The sequence below is a fragment of the Geomonas terrae genome, from assembly GCF_004791675.1.
In the GTDB taxonomy this organism is placed as follows: domain Bacteria; phylum Desulfobacterota; class Desulfuromonadia; order Geobacterales; family Geobacteraceae; genus Geomonas; species Geomonas edaphica.
Map to the genome: position 1 here is coordinate 1 of NZ_SRSC01000003.1, position 16923 is coordinate 16923.

The 16923-nt window shown below is 51.4% G+C and carries 13 protein-coding genes and 1 rRNA gene; 8 read left to right on the forward strand and 6 right to left on the reverse strand.

Features of this window, described 5'->3' with window-relative positions:
* Nucleotides 1-9: 9 nt before the first annotated feature.
* From rrf to E4633_RS11785, 5 genes are all read left to right on the forward strand, one after another.
* Nucleotides 10-126: ribosomal RNA gene (gene rrf, locus E4633_RS11765) — 5S ribosomal RNA — on the forward strand.
* A 207-nt stretch (nt 127-333) separates the two neighbouring features.
* Nucleotides 334-1977: a methyl-accepting chemotaxis protein gene (locus tag E4633_RS11770; RefSeq protein ID WP_246038075.1), complete on the forward strand. Its 1644-nt coding sequence runs from the start codon at nt 334-336 to the stop codon at nt 1975-1977.
* A gap of 223 nt (nt 1978-2200) precedes the next feature.
* Nucleotides 2201-3838, forward strand: a complete 1638-nt coding sequence (locus E4633_RS11775) for a DUF3943 domain-containing protein (RefSeq protein ID WP_135870464.1) — start codon at nt 2201-2203, stop codon at nt 3836-3838.
* Between the two features lie 52 nt (nt 3839-3890).
* On the forward strand, nt 3891-4697 hold the full coding sequence (locus E4633_RS11780; protein WP_135870465.1) for a M48 family metallopeptidase: 807 nt from the start codon (nt 3891-3893) through the stop codon (nt 4695-4697).
* A gap of 81 nt (nt 4698-4778) precedes the next feature.
* A complete protein-coding gene (locus E4633_RS11785; protein ID WP_135870466.1) occupies nt 4779-6230 on the forward strand; it encodes an aminoacyl-histidine dipeptidase in 1452 nt (483 codons plus the stop codon).
* Between the two features lie 5 nt (nt 6231-6235).
* Here the strand turns inward: E4633_RS11785 and E4633_RS11790 are convergent, their stop codons facing one another.
* The gene (locus E4633_RS11790) at nt 6236-6478 is read right to left on the reverse strand and encodes a hypothetical protein (RefSeq protein WP_135870467.1); all 243 of its coding nucleotides are present in this window, start codon (nt 6476-6478) and stop codon (nt 6236-6238) included.
* Nucleotides 6479-6578: 100 nt separating this feature from the next.
* A complete protein-coding gene (locus E4633_RS11795) occupies nt 6579-8255 on the reverse strand; it encodes a B12-binding domain-containing radical SAM protein (protein ID WP_135870468.1) in 1677 nt (558 codons plus the stop codon).
* 164 nt (nt 8256-8419) lie between these two features.
* Between E4633_RS11795 and E4633_RS11800 the strand changes: the two genes are divergently transcribed.
* Nucleotides 8420-9751, forward strand: a complete 1332-nt coding sequence (locus E4633_RS11800) for a radical SAM protein (protein ID WP_135870469.1) — start codon at nt 8420-8422, stop codon at nt 9749-9751.
* 343 nt (nt 9752-10094) lie between these two features.
* On the opposite strand, the gene E4633_RS11805 is transcribed toward E4633_RS11800, so the two are convergent.
* The 3 genes from E4633_RS11805 to E4633_RS11815 all read right to left on the reverse strand — a co-directional run bounded on the left by E4633_RS11805 (nt 10095) and on the right by E4633_RS11815 (nt 13033).
* Nucleotides 10095-10430 (reverse strand): hypothetical protein, encoded by a 336-nt coding sequence (locus E4633_RS11805; RefSeq protein ID WP_135870470.1) that lies wholly within the window; start codon nt 10428-10430, stop codon nt 10095-10097.
* Nucleotides 10431-10666: 236 nt separating this feature from the next.
* The gene (locus E4633_RS11810; protein WP_135870471.1) at nt 10667-12130 is read right to left on the reverse strand and encodes a hypothetical protein; all 1464 of its coding nucleotides are present in this window, start codon (nt 12128-12130) and stop codon (nt 10667-10669) included.
* Between the two features lie 345 nt (nt 12131-12475).
* Nucleotides 12476-13033, reverse strand: a complete 558-nt coding sequence (locus tag E4633_RS11815) for a recombinase family protein (protein WP_135870472.1) — start codon at nt 13031-13033, stop codon at nt 12476-12478.
* 252 nt (nt 13034-13285) lie between these two features.
* Here E4633_RS11815 and E4633_RS11820 point away from each other — a divergent pair, with 252 nt between their 5' ends.
* Both E4633_RS11820 and E4633_RS11825 read left to right on the forward strand, forming a co-directional pair.
* Nucleotides 13286-14575 (forward strand): HD domain-containing protein, encoded by a 1290-nt coding sequence (locus E4633_RS11820; protein ID WP_135870473.1) that lies wholly within the window; start codon nt 13286-13288, stop codon nt 14573-14575.
* Nucleotides 14562-15764 (forward strand): sensor histidine kinase, encoded by a 1203-nt coding sequence (locus tag E4633_RS11825; protein ID WP_135870474.1) that lies wholly within the window; start codon nt 14562-14564, stop codon nt 15762-15764. The genes E4633_RS11820 and E4633_RS11825 overlap by 14 nt, the downstream gene beginning before the upstream one ends.
* A 359-nt stretch (nt 15765-16123) precedes the next feature.
* On the opposite strand, the gene E4633_RS11835 is transcribed toward E4633_RS11825, so the two are convergent.
* Entirely contained in the window at nt 16124-16828 is a 705-nt protein-coding gene (locus E4633_RS11835; protein ID WP_135870475.1) for a hypothetical protein, read from the reverse strand.
* Nucleotides 16829-16923: the final 95 nt, after the last annotated feature.

The window sequence follows — 16923 nt, forward strand, 5'->3', positions numbered from 1 at the left end:
GAAGAGTTTCTCTGTGGCAATGCCGAGAGGGCCACACCCGTTCCCATCCCGAACACGGAAGTTAAGCCTCTCTGGGCCGATGGTACTGCATTGGTAACGATGTGGGAGAGTAGGTCGCCGCAGGGAATTTAATAGAGAAGCCCCACTGGATATCCGGTGGGGCTTTTCGCTTTTCCAGGTTCGTAAATCCTGCGAGATCGTCGCCTGGGGATATCTACCTATTAGATTGACACTTCAACATTTTTAATGTACTAATTGGCATATTTATATGCAATTGGGGCATTTATGTTTTTCCGCAAATATCTTTCCTCACTACGCAGCACTTATATCTTCATGGTTTGCTTTGGTCTCCTCATGGGGGCCGTCTTCCCCTTCTATTCCTCGATCTTCTTCGGCCGCAAGGCCTTCGCGCCTTTATACGCTTTCGGCTGTCTGGCCGCAGGATTCATCGTCGGCACCTTCTGCTATCACATCATCAAGGAAGCCTTGCGGCTTTATGTCGAGCAGCAACTGAAGACGTTGGTCATGATCACCGGTGAGGCTTCTGTCGGTGAAGCGACCGGGACCGGAGATGAACTGCACCGTCTAATCGAGTGCAATGAGGCTTTGATGCAGCGGGTGCTTGTCATGGTCGAAAACGTGACGAGGCTCGCCGCCGACATCTCCGGCAGGCACGACCGGCTTACCGCCGATTTCACCAAGACGGTCGATGACAACGAAAGACAGGCCGCAAGAGAGAAGGAAACGCTTGGTGCCATCGACGATATGAACGCCTTCTTCCGCGACCTTCTCCATGAGATTGAAGACATCGCTTCGCGTACCGACGAGCGCGCCTCAATCTCAGCTGAAATGAGCGCAGCAACCGACGCCATCGCCCTGAGCATCCAGGAATACTCCGCTTCAGTGATGGAGACTTCCGCTTCCATCGAGGAAATGGCCGCCAGCATAAAAGGTACGTCTACCAACATAGAGGCGCTGACCAACTCCACCGAACAGACTTACAACTCCATTCTCGCCATAGGCAACTCGATCGTCGATATCCGCGACAAGGCCAAAGGGACATCGGACTGTTCCGACAAGGTGCGGGTGCAGGCGGCGGACGGTATGGATGCGATGACAGCCACCATCGCCGCCATGACTGAAATAGAGGAGTACAGCGATCACTCAGTAGAGGCGATCAATCGGCTATCCCAACACTCATTGCGTGTGGGGGAGTTCCTTGACGTAATCAAGGAGGTCGTATCACAGACGAACCTGCTCTCTCTCAATGCCTCGATCATTGCCGCTCAGGCCGGTGAACGGGGCAAGGCTTTCGCCGTAGTCGCCGAGGAAGTGCGCGCCCTTGCGAAACGTACCTCCGCCTCTACGGATGAGATCGAGGAGCTGGTCGGCAACATCCAGAAGGAGACCGCTGCCGCCGAGACCGCCGCCAGACTGGGCAAGGACAAGGTTGCCGAAGGTGTGCGGGTTTCGGAAAAAGCTGACGAGGCACTGCACAGGATCGAGGAAAGTGCTGCGGAGGCCTCCCGGATGGTTCAACAGATCGCTGCAGCCACCAACGAGCAGGCGTCGGGGAGCCGTCTCATCACTGATGAAGCCGAGAAAAACCTATCACGTGTCAAACAGTTCAGCCGGGCCATTCAGGAGGAAGAGGCCGGGGCCCAGCTCATCGTTCGCAGCCTCGAGCGAATGCGTAGTCTTTCAGAGAAGATCACCCGTTCCACGGACGAGCAGGTGCGCGGCAACAGGATGTACATGAAGAGCGTCCAGGAAGACAACGACAAGGTCAAACGACTTAAAGAGACCTGCATGGAACAGATCGCCATCGGCGATGTGCTCAGAAACGACGTCACCGAGGTCGATCGGCTGATCCAGGGAACGGCCGAAGAGGCGAAGAAGATGCTGGAAGAGATCGAGGCGATCAACGGCCTGATAGGCGCCGTGCACCGCGAGATGGAGACTTTCCGCAAGTTGTAGCTCTTCTACCCGTATTATTCTCAAAGCCCCGCCGGTATTGCCAGCGGGGCTTTTTTGCGTCTACGGCGCGTGGATAGCTTTCTTGACAAAGCAGGCTACCTGTGTAGATTGTCATATGTTAATTTTACCGACATTTTCTGCCGCAACATGTCCACGGGCTTCGCTTCATGCTGTCTATCCTGCAGTGGCTGGTTCCTTGATCTTCCAGATGACAGGGGGCGGAATGAAGGGTTTTCTCCATGCTTTGGTATCTTCGTCGATCGCCGCGGTGTTTTTGGCGGTGTCGCTTTTTACTACAGGGATAGGTCATGCTGACGAAGGGATCTTGCCAGGTCGCGAAGCTCAAGCCCCCAGCGCGTCGGGCGTCTCGCAGGCAGCAGGCAGCGGCGCCGCCCCGTCCTTTTTTACGTGGAGAACGCCAGAGCGTCTTCATCCACTGTTCCAAATAGCAAAAGCCGATGTCGATCGTCACCAAACAGTTGCCGTAGATTTGAGGCCGGTTCTTTCTTGGGAGACCGGCGAAGGGAAAAGCTACCTCATCCCAGCACTCGAGATACCTGGTTTCATCATCGCCCTCAACGCCTTCGATAGAACCTTTCTCAACGACGATAGAACGGAGGAGGGAAGGAAAACCTACTCAACCAACCCGTCTTCATTCTGGCGCCAGCTGACGCACCAGGACTGGACCTTCGATCAGGACACCTTTCAGGTCAACCAGTTCGGCCATCCCTACGAAGGGGCGACCATGTACGGGCTTGCCCGTTCTTCCGGTCTGAACTTCTGGCAATCGCTGGCCTACAGCAACGCCGGAAGCTTTCTCTGGGAAATGGCTGGCGAGAATTCCAGGCCGTCCTTGAACGACCTCATCACCACCGGAAATGCGGGGAGCCTTCTGGGCGAGGCGCTTTTCCGCATGGCCGAACTCGTTCTTGAGGAAGGTGGGAGCCGCCCGCCCTTCGGTTACGAGTTGGCCGCGGCCGCGATTTCTCCGTCGACCGCCTTCAACAGGGAGGCTTTCGGCAAGCGCTTCGATGCAATCTTCCCAAATCACAAACCGGCGACGCTTTGGATGTGCAGGTTCGGGGCTAGTGTCGACACGCACTCAAACAACATCAGTGCCAAGGTGGCAGCGCGCTCGCGCGAGGGAATCGGCATCCTCGAGTTTTCCATGAGCTACGGGCTTCCTGGTAAACCCGGATACACCTATCACCGCCCCTTTGATTACTTCAACTTTGAAGTCTCGGCGAGGCCCACATCCAACAACCTGGTCGATACCCTGACCGTGCACGGCCTGCTGAAAGGGAAACGGTACGGAGTGGGTGACAATTACCGTGGCATCTGGGGGCTTTACGGGAGTTATGACTACATCTCACCGTACCTGTTCCGTGTCTCGAGCACCGCACTCTCCATGGGAACCACCGGACAGCTTTGGTTGGGGCAAAACGTAGCACTGCAGGGCTCGGTATTGGGCGGGGTTGGTTTCGGCGCCACGGGACTGGAGACCGATGTGGTCGAAGAACGCGGGTATCACTTCGGAGCGACGCCGCAAATGTATATCGGCCTGAGTGGACTCTTCGGGGAAAGAGCGATGCTGGACGTGACAGGGAGAGGGTATTACGTCAGCAGCTTAGGGCCTGATCATGACGGCTCGGAGTCTGTTTTCAGGGGGCACGCGCTTTTCACCTTGAGAGTTCATGGAAACCACGCCCTCGGCATACAATATTCCGAGTCGATACGCCAGACGAACTATGCTAATATAAGCAGCAAATCGCGCTCTGAAGGGACTATAAGTCTTGTGTATAGCTTTGTGAGTGACAGAACGTTCGGTGCGGTTGAGTGGAGGGATTCACCGAAACAGTAAGTACGGCTGCCGATTTATCTGTGTTGTCATAAAAAGAAAGAGAGGTGTGTAGATGAAATACTTGAAGAGGCTTTTGTTGCCAGTCCTGATCAGCCTTTCCATCATTTCCGGCTGTGCCGTCGACAAGTCATCGGTAGGGGGCTTCAACCTCATCTCGGTCTCCGAAGAGCAGCAACTCGGGGACAAGTTTGCCGTGGAAGTGGAAAAGCAGCACAAGGTCATAAGAGACCCGGAGGTGCAGGCTTACATCGATGGGGTCGGCAAAAGGCTCCTGACCGGGGTGCGCAAGCAGGACTTCCCCTTCACCTTCCAGGTGGTTCAGGACGAGAGCGTCAACGCCTTCGCCATCCCGGGGGGGCACACCTACGTGAACACCGGGCTCATCAAGGCGGCATCCAGCGAAACCGAGCTCGCCGCGGTCATGGCCCACGAAATGAACCATGTAGTGGCCAGGCACTCGACGAGGCAAATGACCCAGCAGTACGGCTACAGCCTCATCGTCAGCCTCGTCCTTGGGGGGCAGAGTGGTGAGCTCTCGAAGCTTGCAGCCGACCTTTTCGGCAAGGCGGGGGGGATGTACTACAGCAGGGAGATGGAGAGCCAGGCCGACTACCTGGGCGTCGAGACCATGTACAAGGCAGGGTACAACCCGGATGGCATGGTGAGCTTTTTCAAGAAGCTCGACGCGGCGGAGGAAAGGCAACCCAACACGATCGCCAAGTATTTCTCATCCCACCCCGAGACCATCGACCGGATCAAGGACATCCAGAAGGAAATCGCCCAACTGCCGCCGAAGAGCTGGCCCCCCGAGTCCAACTCGCAGTTCAACCGCATAAAGGTGAAGGTGCAAAAGCTCTGAACGGGGCGTGCATAGTGACAAAGAGGTAATATCATCCCCTGCGGCAGCGCCGCAGGGGCATCTTTATTTATGGGAGCAGTCATGACGGAAGCGATACGAGGTCTTGAACCCCAGATATTCTGGAGCTGTTTTGCGGCTATTGCCGCGATTCCCAGGCCCTCCGGGCACGAGGAGAAACTCGCTGACTACATCCTGAAGCGTGCCGGCGAACTCGGGCTGGAAGGGGCGAAGGATGATTGCGGCAACATCGTGGTGCGGCTGCCGGCCACGCCGGGAAGGGAGGGCGTCCCTTCGGTCTGCCTGCAGTCCCACCTGGACATGGTTTGCGAGAAGAACGCGGACAAGGTGCACGACTTCATGAGCGATCCTATCGAGCTGGTGCGCCGGGGGGATGTGCTCACCGCGAACGGCACCACCCTCGGAGCCGACAACGGGATCGGTGTTGCCACCTCGCTGGCCATCATGGAAGGGGGAAGCGGCGAGCACGGACCACTCGAGCTCCTCTTCACCGTTGAGGAGGAGACCGGCCTCAGGGGGGCGAAGAACCTGAGCCCGGCCCTGGTCAGAAGCCGGACGCTGCTGAACCTGGACTCTGAGGAGGAAGGGGCACTCTACATCGGATGCGCCGGCGGCAAGGACACCGTAGGGCGCTGGCGCCTTGCGACCGAAGCCGCGCCGGATGAGGCCGTGGCGTTCCGCCTTTCCGTGAAAGGGCTGAAGGGGGGGCACTCGGGGCTTGAGATAGACAAGGGGCTTGGCAACGCCATCAAGCTCCTGAACCGGGCGCTGCTTAGGATGGCTGAGCTCGGCGCGCGCCTGGCCGCCATCGACGGCGGCAACATGAGAAACGCGATCCCGCGCGAGTGCGCCGCCGTACTGTACCTGCCGTCCGAGCAGCAGGGGAAGCGCGAGGAACTGGTGGCCGAACTGGAGAGTACCTTCAAGGCGGAGTTGGCCGGGGTGGATCCAGGCGTGCGGCTCACCATCGCACGTGAGGTGGCGCCGCCCAATCAGGTGCTGGAAGGGGACCTGCAGCTGCGCGTCATGCGAGCCATCGCAGCGCTTCCCAGCGGCGTCCAGCGCATGAGCAGCGACATCCCCGGGCTGGTGGAAACCTCCACCAACGTGTCGGTGATCAGCACCACCGGCGATGCGGTCGTCCTCATCACGAGCCAGCGCAGCTCCAGCGCGTCGCGCCTTGCCGAGATGGTGGAGACAGTCGAGTCGACCCTGCAGCTTTCCGGCGCCGAGCTCGAGGTGAGCGAAGGGTACCCGGGGTGGCAGCCCAATATGGACTCGCACGTCCTGAAGGTCGCCAAAGGTTGCTACCGGCACCTGTACGGCAGGGATGCCGAGGTGAAGGCGGTGCACGCCGGGCTTGAGTGCGGCATCATCGGGGAGCGCGTCCCGGGGATCGACATGATCTCGTTCGGCCCGAACATGGAGAAGGTGCATTCCCCGGACGAGCGGGTCTACATCGAAAGCGTGGGCAACTACTGGAAGTTTCTGCTCGAGGTGCTGAAGACGGTGTAGCGGCACTACTGCTGCAGTTCGCAGAAAAAGCGGATCACCATGGGGACGATGGCATTGGTCCGGGAGATGAGCACCCTCTGGGTCATCTCCCGGCACCGTTGCCCGAGCCGGCACTCAAGCGAGATGTCGTGCAGACCGGCGCTGCACTGGAAGACCCGGAGCGTGTCGCCGTTGGTGTTCTCGCCTTGGTATAGCCCGTCTACGCTGACGCTGCCACGGCGCTGGCAGGAAACGGTGAAGTATTCCATGCTCCCCCCTTCCCGTCCTGGATTGGAGACGATTAAGTATCGCCTGCGGCGCCGGGACTGCAAGGGATGCAACGGATGCAACGGATGCAACGGATAGGGGCTAGATGATGACCTGCACCTTAAGTCCTTCCCCCGGTGCGGAGCGATAGACGAAGGTGATCCCGGTCGCCTCCTCGCGCCAAGGGAAGGTGCGGTAGTCCCGCGCGAAGCAGCGGCGATACTGCCTGATCCGCTCGCCGGGGGTGGAGGCCGGGCGTGCCGGGAGGGGGCTCTCCACGGTTTGCCTTAACTTGTCGAAGAAGGGCGGGGTGTTGCCGCTCGGGTAGCCGGTGAGGCAGAAGTCGTAGCAGAGGGCGTCGCGCAGGCGCTCGAGCCCCTCGCCCGTGAGGGCGTTTCCGGCAAAGCGCCATACCGCCTCGAAGAGCGCCGCGAGGGAGAGGTTGCCGTTCACCCCTTCCCCCTCGAGGAACTCCGCCGCCATCGAGAAGAGCTGCGACAGCGGGAAGTGCGAGGCGAACTCGTGCAGGCTCGCCGTGAACCTGCCGCTGTTGCAGACCTGATCGAGCAGGCGGCTGATCCCCTCGATGCGACGGATGTCGTCAAAGGAAAGCCAGGGGGTGCGCAGTATCTTGTACGGTGCCGCTTCCGAGTAGGCGTAACCTTCCTTCCTGGCAATGCCGCGCATCGCGGTTCCCTTCAGCACCTTCAACGGCTCGACCTGGATGTGGTCGGCACCGAGGGCGAAGAGCCCCTGCACCGAGGCGAGAAAGCCCTCCAGCGACTCGCCGGGAAGCCCCGCCACCAGATCGAGATGAACCGTCACACCCGTCGTCGCCTTGAGCCTCGCCACCTTGCCGTACAGTTTCTCCAGGCTCGATTTCCGCTCCACCTTGGCAAGCGTCTCTTCTCCCCCCGACTGCACCCCTATCTCGAAACGGAACACGCCGGCGGGAACCTGCGCCAGGAGGGCCAGGTTATCCTCGGTGAGCAGTTCCGCCGCGATCTCGAAGTGAAACTTGCTGCCGCGGTTGTGTTCGAGGATGAAGCGCCAGATCTCGTTGGCCCGTCCCGCATCGAAGTTGAAGGTACGGTCGGCAAGCTTCACCGTCTGGGCTCCTGCCTCGATAAGTATGAGCAGGTCCTTTTTGATCCTTTCCATGGAGAAGGAACGCACGCCCTGCTCGATCGACGACATGCAGAAGGCGCAGGAGAAAGGACAGCCGCGCGAGGTCTCGTAATAGACAAGCGGCTTTTTCAGGTCGACGAGGGACGCGGAGAAGGGGGAGGGTATGTCGTCGAGGTGCGCCATGGCGCCTCGCTCCGGATTGGCGATCACCTCTTCCCCTTCCCGGTAGGTGAGGCCGGCGATCTCGTCCAGCGGCTGCCCCCGGTGCAGGGCGCCGATCAGCTCCCGGCAGGTCGTTTCCCCTTCGCCACGGACGATGCAGTCCACCGAAGGGTTCCGCACCATGAGGTCGAAGGCTCCGAAGGAGACCTCGGGTCCCCCAAGGGCGATGAAGGCGCTAGGCTGCAGCTGTTTCAGGTCCGAGGCGAGCTTAAGCGTAAGTTCGGTATTCCAGATGTAGCAGGAGAAAAGAACGACGTCTGCCTGCTCCGCGTGGAGTTTCGCCAAAAGCACGTCCGGGTGCTCGTTTATGGTGAGCTCGAGAATGCGGTATTCGACCCCGGGAAGCTGAGGGGCCGATACGGCGAGATATGGGAGGGCCAGGGAGGCGTGGACGTACTTGGCGTGCAGTGTGGTGAACAGTATCTTCATGGGCGGGGATTGTAGCCCATTTATGTGCGGTGGTGACAGAAAAATGGTGGCGCCTCCTGCTTGCCCGCCGCACGCTTTTTTGCTACTGTAAGCGGCTGTCGGCGGTGCCTGGATCCGGGGCCGACCGCGCAGACCGAAACCGGGGAGTGCCCCACAGGGAAGACATGAAAAGAAAGAGACTGCCGAAACTGCTCTACGCCGATAGCCAGGGCAACATCTACGACCACCCGTACCTCACCATGGCCGGCATGAGCGCCAACGAAGCCGTGCTTCCCGAGTCGGTGGAGCTGATCCCGCTCCCCGAGGACAGCCGCCTCTTCACCATACCCGACACACCGCCCGTCGCCTGGGACGAGCGCGAAGGGCGCTTTCGCACCGTGAGCCACGTCAAGGAGGGACGGCGCAGCATGAAGATCCAGGCCGTCTCCGCCTTCATGGCCCCGGGCTACATGCGCACCCTGCTCCCCGCCTGCGAATACGCCGAGAAAAGGGTGCACCTGCCGCTTTGGTCCTACACCGCAGTGGGATGGGACGAGGAGACGGAGCGCTTCGTGGTGGCGGCGACCCGCGTGGACGCCAACGAGAACTGGCTTCCGAAAAACTACGATGACAGGAAGCTAGATCCCCTGGTGCGCAAGATGCTCGCCGAGTTCCCGAAGAACAGGCTGATCGAGCAGCTCTCCCGCTGCGCCGTCGACTACCACTGCTTCGCGGCAAAGAACCTTTTCTTCCGCAGGTGGGAAGCGCCCATCCCGACATCGCCTGTCTGCAACTCGCGTTGCCTCGGGTGCATCAGCCTGCAGCCGTCCGATTGCTGCCCCTCGAACCATGAGCGCATCCCGTTCGTGCCGACACCGGAGGAGATCGTCGAGCTCATGCTGCCCCATCTTTTGCAGGCGCCGGAGCCGATCGTCTCTTACGGCCAGGGGTGCGAAGGGGATCCGATCATGCAGGCGGACACCGTTGCCGAGGCGACCAGGAGGCTCAAAGCCGGCAGCTCACGCGGCACGGTTAACTTCAACTCGAACGGCTCCATGCCGGACCGGATCCGCATGCTCTGCGACGCGGGCATGGACTCCATGCGCTTTTCCATGAACTCGGTGCAGGAGGGGTTCTACAACAACTACTACCGTCCCAAGGGGTACCGCTTCGCCGACGTGGTGGAATCCGTGAAGACGGCCAAGGAGCGCGGTCTCTTCACCATGATCAACTACCTCGTCTCGCCGGGCGTGACGGACAGCCCTTCCGAGGTCGAGGCGCTTCTCAAGTTCATCGACACGACCGGTGTGGACATGCTGCAGATGCGCAACCTCTCCATCGATCCCGCTTTCTACAACGAGAGGATGGGTGCGGAAAAGAGGGGGATCGGGATGTACCGGATGCTGCAGGAGGTGAAGCTGGCGTTCCCGAAGATCCAGTACGGCTACTTCAACCGGACGCGCGAGAACTTCTTCCCGGAGGGATATGAGAAAGGGTGGCCAATTTCAGGTACTTAGCGGATTCGGCGGGATGCCGCGTACGTCCAACTTTCCGTCTCTGGTTGTACAGTTAGTAGTACATCCTGTCAAGCAGTTTGGCCTTTTTTTGCTTCAAATTCCCCCTACAGCCCACGAAAAGGAAAGGGGCATACTTCTCGTATGCCCCTTTTCGCTCCGGCTAGGTTTTAACACTTTAAGCTGCTTGTTTCCATACCTTCCTAGCTATTCTACGCATTAACTCTAATTTGATCGGATCGCACCTCAGCGGAGTGCAATCGGTGCATTCCTTTTGTTCATCCCAAACAGGGGAAAAAATGCAATTACACACCTTGCAATGCTTAACTTTTGGGAAAACCATATCTTAGACCTCCAACGCCATGAGGTCATTTAAATTGCCGTCGATTCCGAGAATTTCGTAAGCCTCACTGAGACGAATGATCCCACGGCGCTCAAGCATCTCCTGATTCTTTGCGAGCGTCATATAACGAACTATGCTCTTCTCGTCTTTATCCAGCGTGGCTCGCACCCAACGTTTAAACGCCGCCATGCATCCGTTAAACCTTTCGTTCAATATTTGCAGTAGTTTGTGCCCAATCGCACACTTCTGAGCTACATCGTTAAGGTCTTTGTTGATCTCACGGGCTGTCATATCGCAATTACATTTAGTAGTGGTGTAAAACTGCTTCTGCTTTTTCATTTTATGACTCCAGTATAAATAATATTGAGAGCAAATAATTTTGTTCTCACTATATTATATACGTTTGAGTCGGGTATTTTATAAGTAGTTTCTGAATTTTTTTCAGAATAATATCAAAAAAATTAAACTTCTTAACCATCTTAGTTATGGGAGAACCCCGAGGGTGGGACCCCCTCGCACTTATTTAAATACTATACCTGTAGGATTTAACTTTTAATTACTCAGTTACTACTTGTTTATTTATCAATACTACCTCTTAGTTGTAACCATTCTGAATACCTCTTTTTATATCCACTAGATTCATGTATCCATTCTGTTTCATACTCCTCCTCAGATTGCGGAACATCTTCAACGTTAAGCTCACGTCTCAGAGTTTGAATGTCAAGCTCATAAGCAGTTAGATCAGCTTTACAGCGTATAGTTTTACCAAATTGCTTGTTTACCTCTTCAGCCATAACGTATAGCAATTCTTCCTTATACTTACGTTGAACTATAAAACTGTCGTGTATTCCAAGTGCTACAATACCTTGTCGCCCCAAATTTAGCATTATCCCCTCAGCTATCTTTGAGTCAATATACTGAAGCTTAATGCCAAAACCAGATAAAATGTATTTTCGAATTGGAGCATGTTTTTCCTGAAAAGCTGATATTACTGATTTTATAGAAACATTAGCGAATAAGTCAGTGTAACCCTCTTCCAAAATCATATCCTTGGCAGCTTTAATAGCTCCATTCATATTTTTGCTATTTAACAAGATGTTGAATATTCGCTTTAGAGGCTTTCGAGCACTATTTGGCAGGTCACATACACGATAAACGTCATCTTCAGGAACGGGCAAACCCTCAATTATATACAAAATATTTGCATGATATCCGCTGAAATCAATTTCTATTGTAGTTTCATTGTCGATGGTTATATAGGGTCTGTACCTGCTTGGCACAGATTGCCACCAACCATTGTAAAATCGCCCTCCTTCTGTAAATAATGAGTTATTGAAAATTCGCTTCATCTTTATCCTGCTGTAGTCAATAAACTCAGGCTGGTCGTCATGGTCTAAACGTTGCTTTGCTCTTGCCTTTTCATTGAGTTTATCTATTTCTCTTTCTGAGATGCGCAACCCGATGAAATGACTTTGATATAAAGAGTTAATAAATTGAAGATTTTGACGCGTTTTAGTTGTTTCGTTTGTTTCGGTATAGTCTATTAATTTCTTTTCGGCATCCTTTAGGATAATGACCTCTTCGTCGTCAGCCCTTCCGATAAAAGTTGGAGAAAATTCAAATCGCTCTTCTAGAAGTTGAATTAATTTGTCTGTGGCTTTCATCCTAGCGTTTCTGAAACGTTTCTGTTCTTTGAAGCTAAAACCCTTTACCCCTTCGATATAGGCTAATTGTTTGAGTGCATCGATTATTTTTACAGTAGCATCATACCTAATTTTGATAACGTTGTATCTACTTATCAAATTATACGCATTGCGATTTCTCGAATAAGATGTGTAAAGTGTTGTGTTGACACAGTAATTTTTGTATATATTGACTATAATCAGCCGCAAGTGTTCGTTATGACGTTCGTGCCACCTCTTAAATCCACAACTTTCCTTTATCTCTTTGGCTATGTACGTAACAGCGTCGTAAAAACGTTCAGAACAAGCTGAAACATTGGTGTCAAGCGGAATAGAATAGTCATAATCTGTGGCCATGTGGGCGTCCTTGTTAAAGAGAAAAATTTACAGGAACATTTTCAACAGAAAGTTGTGTGGGGGAGCTTTAGGTGGGGTTCAGACCGGATGATCGCCCCCTCCTCACGAGACCGCCGCCACTTCCTATAACGGATGTACATCTAACTTCTAACTTCGGATTGTCCGAAGTTGTGCCAATACGCTGCCTCCATTAAGAGTTTTGCTTTTTCGGACGGGTCCGAAAAAACTGCAAGACATTTCATCGGAAATTGTTCCGACGGATGCCTCGGAGGGGGCAAAAGTTGAAAAAAGGCCAATAACGAGCATAAACAGGTTGAAATACTACCAATAATTTCGTTAATGACGTTACGCCGTCCTTAGGTACTGGTAGAGAGTTTCCCTGCTTATTCCCATGTCTCGTGCTATAGTTGCCTTTTTCTCGCCCGCGGCGACTCTTGCCTTGATCGACGCAACATGGTCTTCAGTTACGCTACGTTTCCTGCCCCCGTATTTCCCCTTGGCCTTGGCTATGGCAATCCCTTCTTTCTGGCGTTCTTTGAGTAATGCCCTTTCGAATTCGGCGAAAGCGCCCATTACCGAAAGCAGAAGGTTTGACATCGGGCTGTCTTCACCTGTGAAAGTTAGGTTCTCTTTGACGAACTGAATTCGTATCCCCTTGTCTGTGAGTGTTTTGACTATTCGGCGTAAATCATCAAGGTTACGCGCTAGGCGGTCCATTGAATGGACGATCACGGTATCACCATGACGAACGAATTTGAGCATAGACTCCAATTCAGGACGCTTGGTGTCTTTGCCGCTGCACTTGTCAGTGAACACCTGATCTAGCGGAAGCCCTTCTAGTTGCCTGTCGGTGTTCTGTTCAATTGAACTGACGCGAACATAGCCAACGAGTTGCCCCTTCATGCTACCCTCCTCCAAGCAAGAATAGTGTCAGGTTAGATTCTAAAACATACTGTTGGGGTTGTCAAGCAACAAGGCAGATAACCCTATTCTGACACAGCTCGGGAAATTAGCTGACGTCAGTCTAGGGTATACCCATACTTAACATTGTACAAACTTTGGGCCTTCTCTTGCTATCGCAGAAATAAAACTTTATATGTTTTGGTTAATGTGCTAAAAGGTCAATTGCTAAACGTAGATAAAAAGGAGGTCCTTTTGAAGAATGCACTGCTTCAACTTCTTTCGCCCGAAAAGCTAGGGACATTTTCAGCAGTTAAAAAGCATGCGGAAGCTCTGCTGGATCACTCAGCAAAGTTTAAGTACTTCACCTTGCATGGCAAAGTTCATATTGACAATATGCTTAAGATAGCTTCAATGCTTGTCGAGCATGGCGTAGGGCTGAATGAAAGAGAAGCCTATTTATTAGCCTTGTCTATATGTATTCATGACCTAGGAATGGTCGTCCCTTTGAGCGAAAAAAGCCATCAAGAACTTTTTCAAGGTAGAGACCAAGCGACTGACTCAGCTAATGTTGAAGCATATATCAGAGAGACCCATAACGAATTGGTTAAAAATTATGTTGATCAAAATTTTTCTTTTTTAAGTGCTTTGGGTATTTCGGCATCTGACTGTGGACTCCTTGTGGAAATCGCACGGTCTCATCGTAAGACACAGTTAGCAACTCAAGCGGGCTTTCCGAAGAAGATAGGTGCGCTGCTACGAATAATAGATGAGTTAGACATCGGGCCAGAAAGAGCACCGATAAGCGTTTTGAGAAGCACATATAAAGAAATGGATGGCACGTCTTGTTGGCATTGGTTTAAGCACAATATCGTAGATGAATGGGATGTTGGTCATAATGTGTTTGTGGTAACAGAAAATACGAAAAAAACCATTATTTTCAAGCTTATAGTAAGGCCTCCAACTGAGAAAAGTATTGCGTACTGGCTTCACCAGATACGAAGGCCAATAATTAAGGTATTAATTGATGAAAACTCAGCGCGCATCGTCAACGAAGAATTTGGGGTTATGATACGCATTGAACCTTCTCAGGAATTGTCTAAGGCAAATCTACTTGACACTGACTGGAAAGAAATAGAAGAAATTTCCCTCTCTCATGGTCGAAAAACAATTTTGTTGGCTGATGATGAAGTTAGAAAAATGGAAGATTTAATGTTACCGCTTATGGCCAAATATCACATTATATTCTCACCCAACGCAAATGATGCCGTTACAAAGCTTGCAGCCAGTAAGATTGATTTAGCAATAGTTGATATGCAAATAGGTTCTAACGTATGGACGGCAGAAGAGACTGACAATTATAAGGCTACTGGCCTAAATCTCATCAAGCATATCACTGCGGAATGCCCTGAAACTAAGATCGGTATTTTGACAGGTACAAGGCATGAACTTTCTGGAATTGAATCATACAAACTAGCTTTTTTCCTCAAAAAACCTGTTGATCCTGAAGTATTTGAAAGGACGGTGGAAGATGTTCTCGGTTGAATCTGCATTAAAGGTTGAAGTATGCGAAATTGAATATGATAGCCTCTTTGCTCCGCTGATGGAGGTAATAGCTAACAATAATTCTCTCAACTCAGCATTTCTTATGAGTATGTCTGACCAACTGAGCAATGACAATGTGATTTGCTCTTATAATATGAACTGCAAGCCATTATTCGGTTCTAAGTTTGAGGATTTTAAAGCCTACCTGCAAGAAAGGTTTTCAAAAGTCCCCACTCCACACTGTCACAAGCTTAGTCCTGAAATGTTCAAGGTTTTTAGTCAGTTGGTTGAAGATGGTGAAATTGCGTATAAAGCTTGTTATCTACCAGCAGTAGGAGTTTCAACTCAATATTTGTTTATCGGTGTCTTCAGGCCAAAGCAAGAAGATTTTAAAATTGAGGAGCTGAACACTGACGTCTTAGATCTGTTGTCTTACGTGGACAATATCAAAGAGTCAGAGGCTTTAAAAATAAGATTAGAAGTCTTAGAGAACTATGTTAAGGAAATTGGTCATGATATCGCGAGTTCAGTGCAGGCAACAATAGCAAAATTAAGAAACATGTCGCGGGGGTTGTATGATGAACCCCAAATGAAAACAAAAGCAAAGGAAGCCGAAGCAGAAATTATGGGAACATTTCGTGTGGCTGAACAGCTTGGAATTGCCGTTGATCCAGAATACAACATTCAGAATGGTGGCGACTTTAGGATACTGGACAGCATAAACACTGTGAGGGACCACTTACAGAGTGAGGCTAACGAAAGGCATATTGACATTAATTTAAAGCTTCCATCCAATTGCTCATCCTTATCAATATGGGGCGATCAAAAGGCTATTGAATCTGCAATAAGTCAGTTGCTTCATAATGCTATTAAGTATGGTTTCGGCTCTAATCCGATTGAAATTGCTCTTGATGATTTTAAAAACAACATTTCAGTGAAAATAACTAATAAAGGGATACCTATCAATAAAGAGGAAATATCTCGCTTGTGGGATTTTGGTTTTAGAGGTAAAAACGCGTTAGATAAACATGTAAATGGGGCTGGAATTGGACTGTTTACTGTAAAAAAAATCGTAGCTGCTCATGGTGGTGAAGTATTTCTTAGAATATCAACATCGAATGCACAGTATAATTCATTTGGGTTTAATATTCCCAAAAGAGATCTACTCTCCAAGATAAAGCTGTTGTAGTCGGGAGTGTTGACCAAAACTGTGCTTTACCTGCAAGAAATTTTCTGACTTGACCCATCCACTCTGTGGGAGTGTATCTTTTTTTGCTACATGCTTGCTACACAGTGATCTATTCAAGGAACTAAACGCTCCCTCGGTGTTTAAGCCCAAGTATTCAATAATATTGGGGCGTAGCCAAGCGGTAAGGCAACTCGTTTTGATCCCGTCATTCCCAAGTTCGATCACTGGCGTCCCAGTCCTAAATATACAGAGGCTAGCTCATAAGGCTCGCCTCTGTATATTGGTCTAATCGCGTTTTTCGCATAAACACGAAGTGATTATTTGTTAATGCACCTAATCTACATTGATATGTGACGTTTCTATTTTTTAAGAAGACCAAGTATTTCATTTTCTAATTTTCCAGTTGATACACATTTAATTATAGTACCTTTGCCGGCATCATATTCACCAGTTGTATTTGTATTGAACATAGTGTTTGAAGTTGATTCCGGAATATTACCTATAAACACCGTATTCCTATTAGCATGTTCATTATACATTTCACCTTTAACCTTTACTGTCCAAATGTAACGCGTGTTTACCGTAACCTGAGTGCTATTTTTGTCTGATTCAGCTGGTGCAACGTAAATATTCATTCTTCCTTCTAAGCTTGGTTCTCTCACAACGATTGCATAAGAGGCCCATGCTGGATGAGGTTGTTGGTCACCTGCCATCTTAAATCGGGATTTACCTGCCACTCTATAATCGAATTTTTCGACGTTATTACCTTGCGTATATGTCCTTTCGGTGAATCCACAGTCAACATAATCGGACGGTGTATTTGTGCTAAAAGAAATATTAATAATCCTTGATTCTTTGTCTATGTTATTAATTACATAGAAACTCTTAGATATCTCCTTAACTAGACCATCCCAGACCTGTGTGTTCTGCTTTTGCACAGTAGCCTCGTTGGCTATTTTAGCCTGAACTGGAGCAGTATAGTGGGTCGAGTTTACACCTTGCGTGGCGCATCCCGCCAAACTGAAAATAGATACAAAAGCTAAGGTCCTGATGGTTAGTTCCATTTTTATCCCTCCGAAGATAATTTGTGAGCTACCAGCAACGATTCACAGGTATATTATGGCTAGGTGGATTAGCGTTAAAACATTAGTATATTAAT

What these genes read in the sequence shown, in the direction of transcription:
- E4633_RS11770 (WP_246038075.1), top strand. Translation starts at nt 334, where the DNA reads ATGGTTTGCTTTGGTCTCCTCATGGGGGCCGTCTTCCCCTTCTATTCC.
- E4633_RS11775 (WP_135870464.1), top strand. Translation starts at nt 2,201, where the DNA reads ATGAAGGGTTTTCTCCATGCTTTGGTATCTTCGTCGATCGCCGCGGTG.
- E4633_RS11780 (WP_135870465.1), top strand. Translation starts at nt 3,891, where the DNA reads ATGAAATACTTGAAGAGGCTTTTGTTGCCAGTCCTGATCAGCCTTTCC.
- E4633_RS11785 (WP_135870466.1), top strand. Translation starts at nt 4,779, where the DNA reads ATGACGGAAGCGATACGAGGTCTTGAACCCCAGATATTCTGGAGCTGT.
- E4633_RS11790 (WP_135870467.1), bottom strand. Translation starts at nt 6,478, where the DNA reads ATGGAATACTTCACCGTTTCCTGCCAGCGCCGTGGCAGCGTCAGCGTA.
- E4633_RS11795 (WP_135870468.1), bottom strand. Translation starts at nt 8,255, where the DNA reads ATGAAGATACTGTTCACCACACTGCACGCCAAGTACGTCCACGCCTCC.
- E4633_RS11800 (WP_135870469.1), top strand. Translation starts at nt 8,420, where the DNA reads ATGAAAAGAAAGAGACTGCCGAAACTGCTCTACGCCGATAGCCAGGGC.
- E4633_RS11805 (WP_135870470.1), bottom strand. Translation starts at nt 10,430, where the DNA reads ATGAAAAAGCAGAAGCAGTTTTACACCACTACTAAATGTAATTGCGAT.
- E4633_RS11810 (WP_135870471.1), bottom strand. Translation starts at nt 12,130, where the DNA reads ATGGCCACAGATTATGACTATTCTATTCCGCTTGACACCAATGTTTCA.
- E4633_RS11815 (WP_135870472.1), bottom strand. Translation starts at nt 13,033, where the DNA reads ATGAAGGGGCAACTCGTTGGCTATGTTCGCGTCAGTTCAATTGAACAG.
- E4633_RS11825 (WP_135870474.1), top strand. Translation starts at nt 14,562, where the DNA reads ATGTTCTCGGTTGAATCTGCATTAAAGGTTGAAGTATGCGAAATTGAA.
- E4633_RS11835 (WP_135870475.1), bottom strand. Translation starts at nt 16,828, where the DNA reads ATGGAACTAACCATCAGGACCTTAGCTTTTGTATCTATTTTCAGTTTG.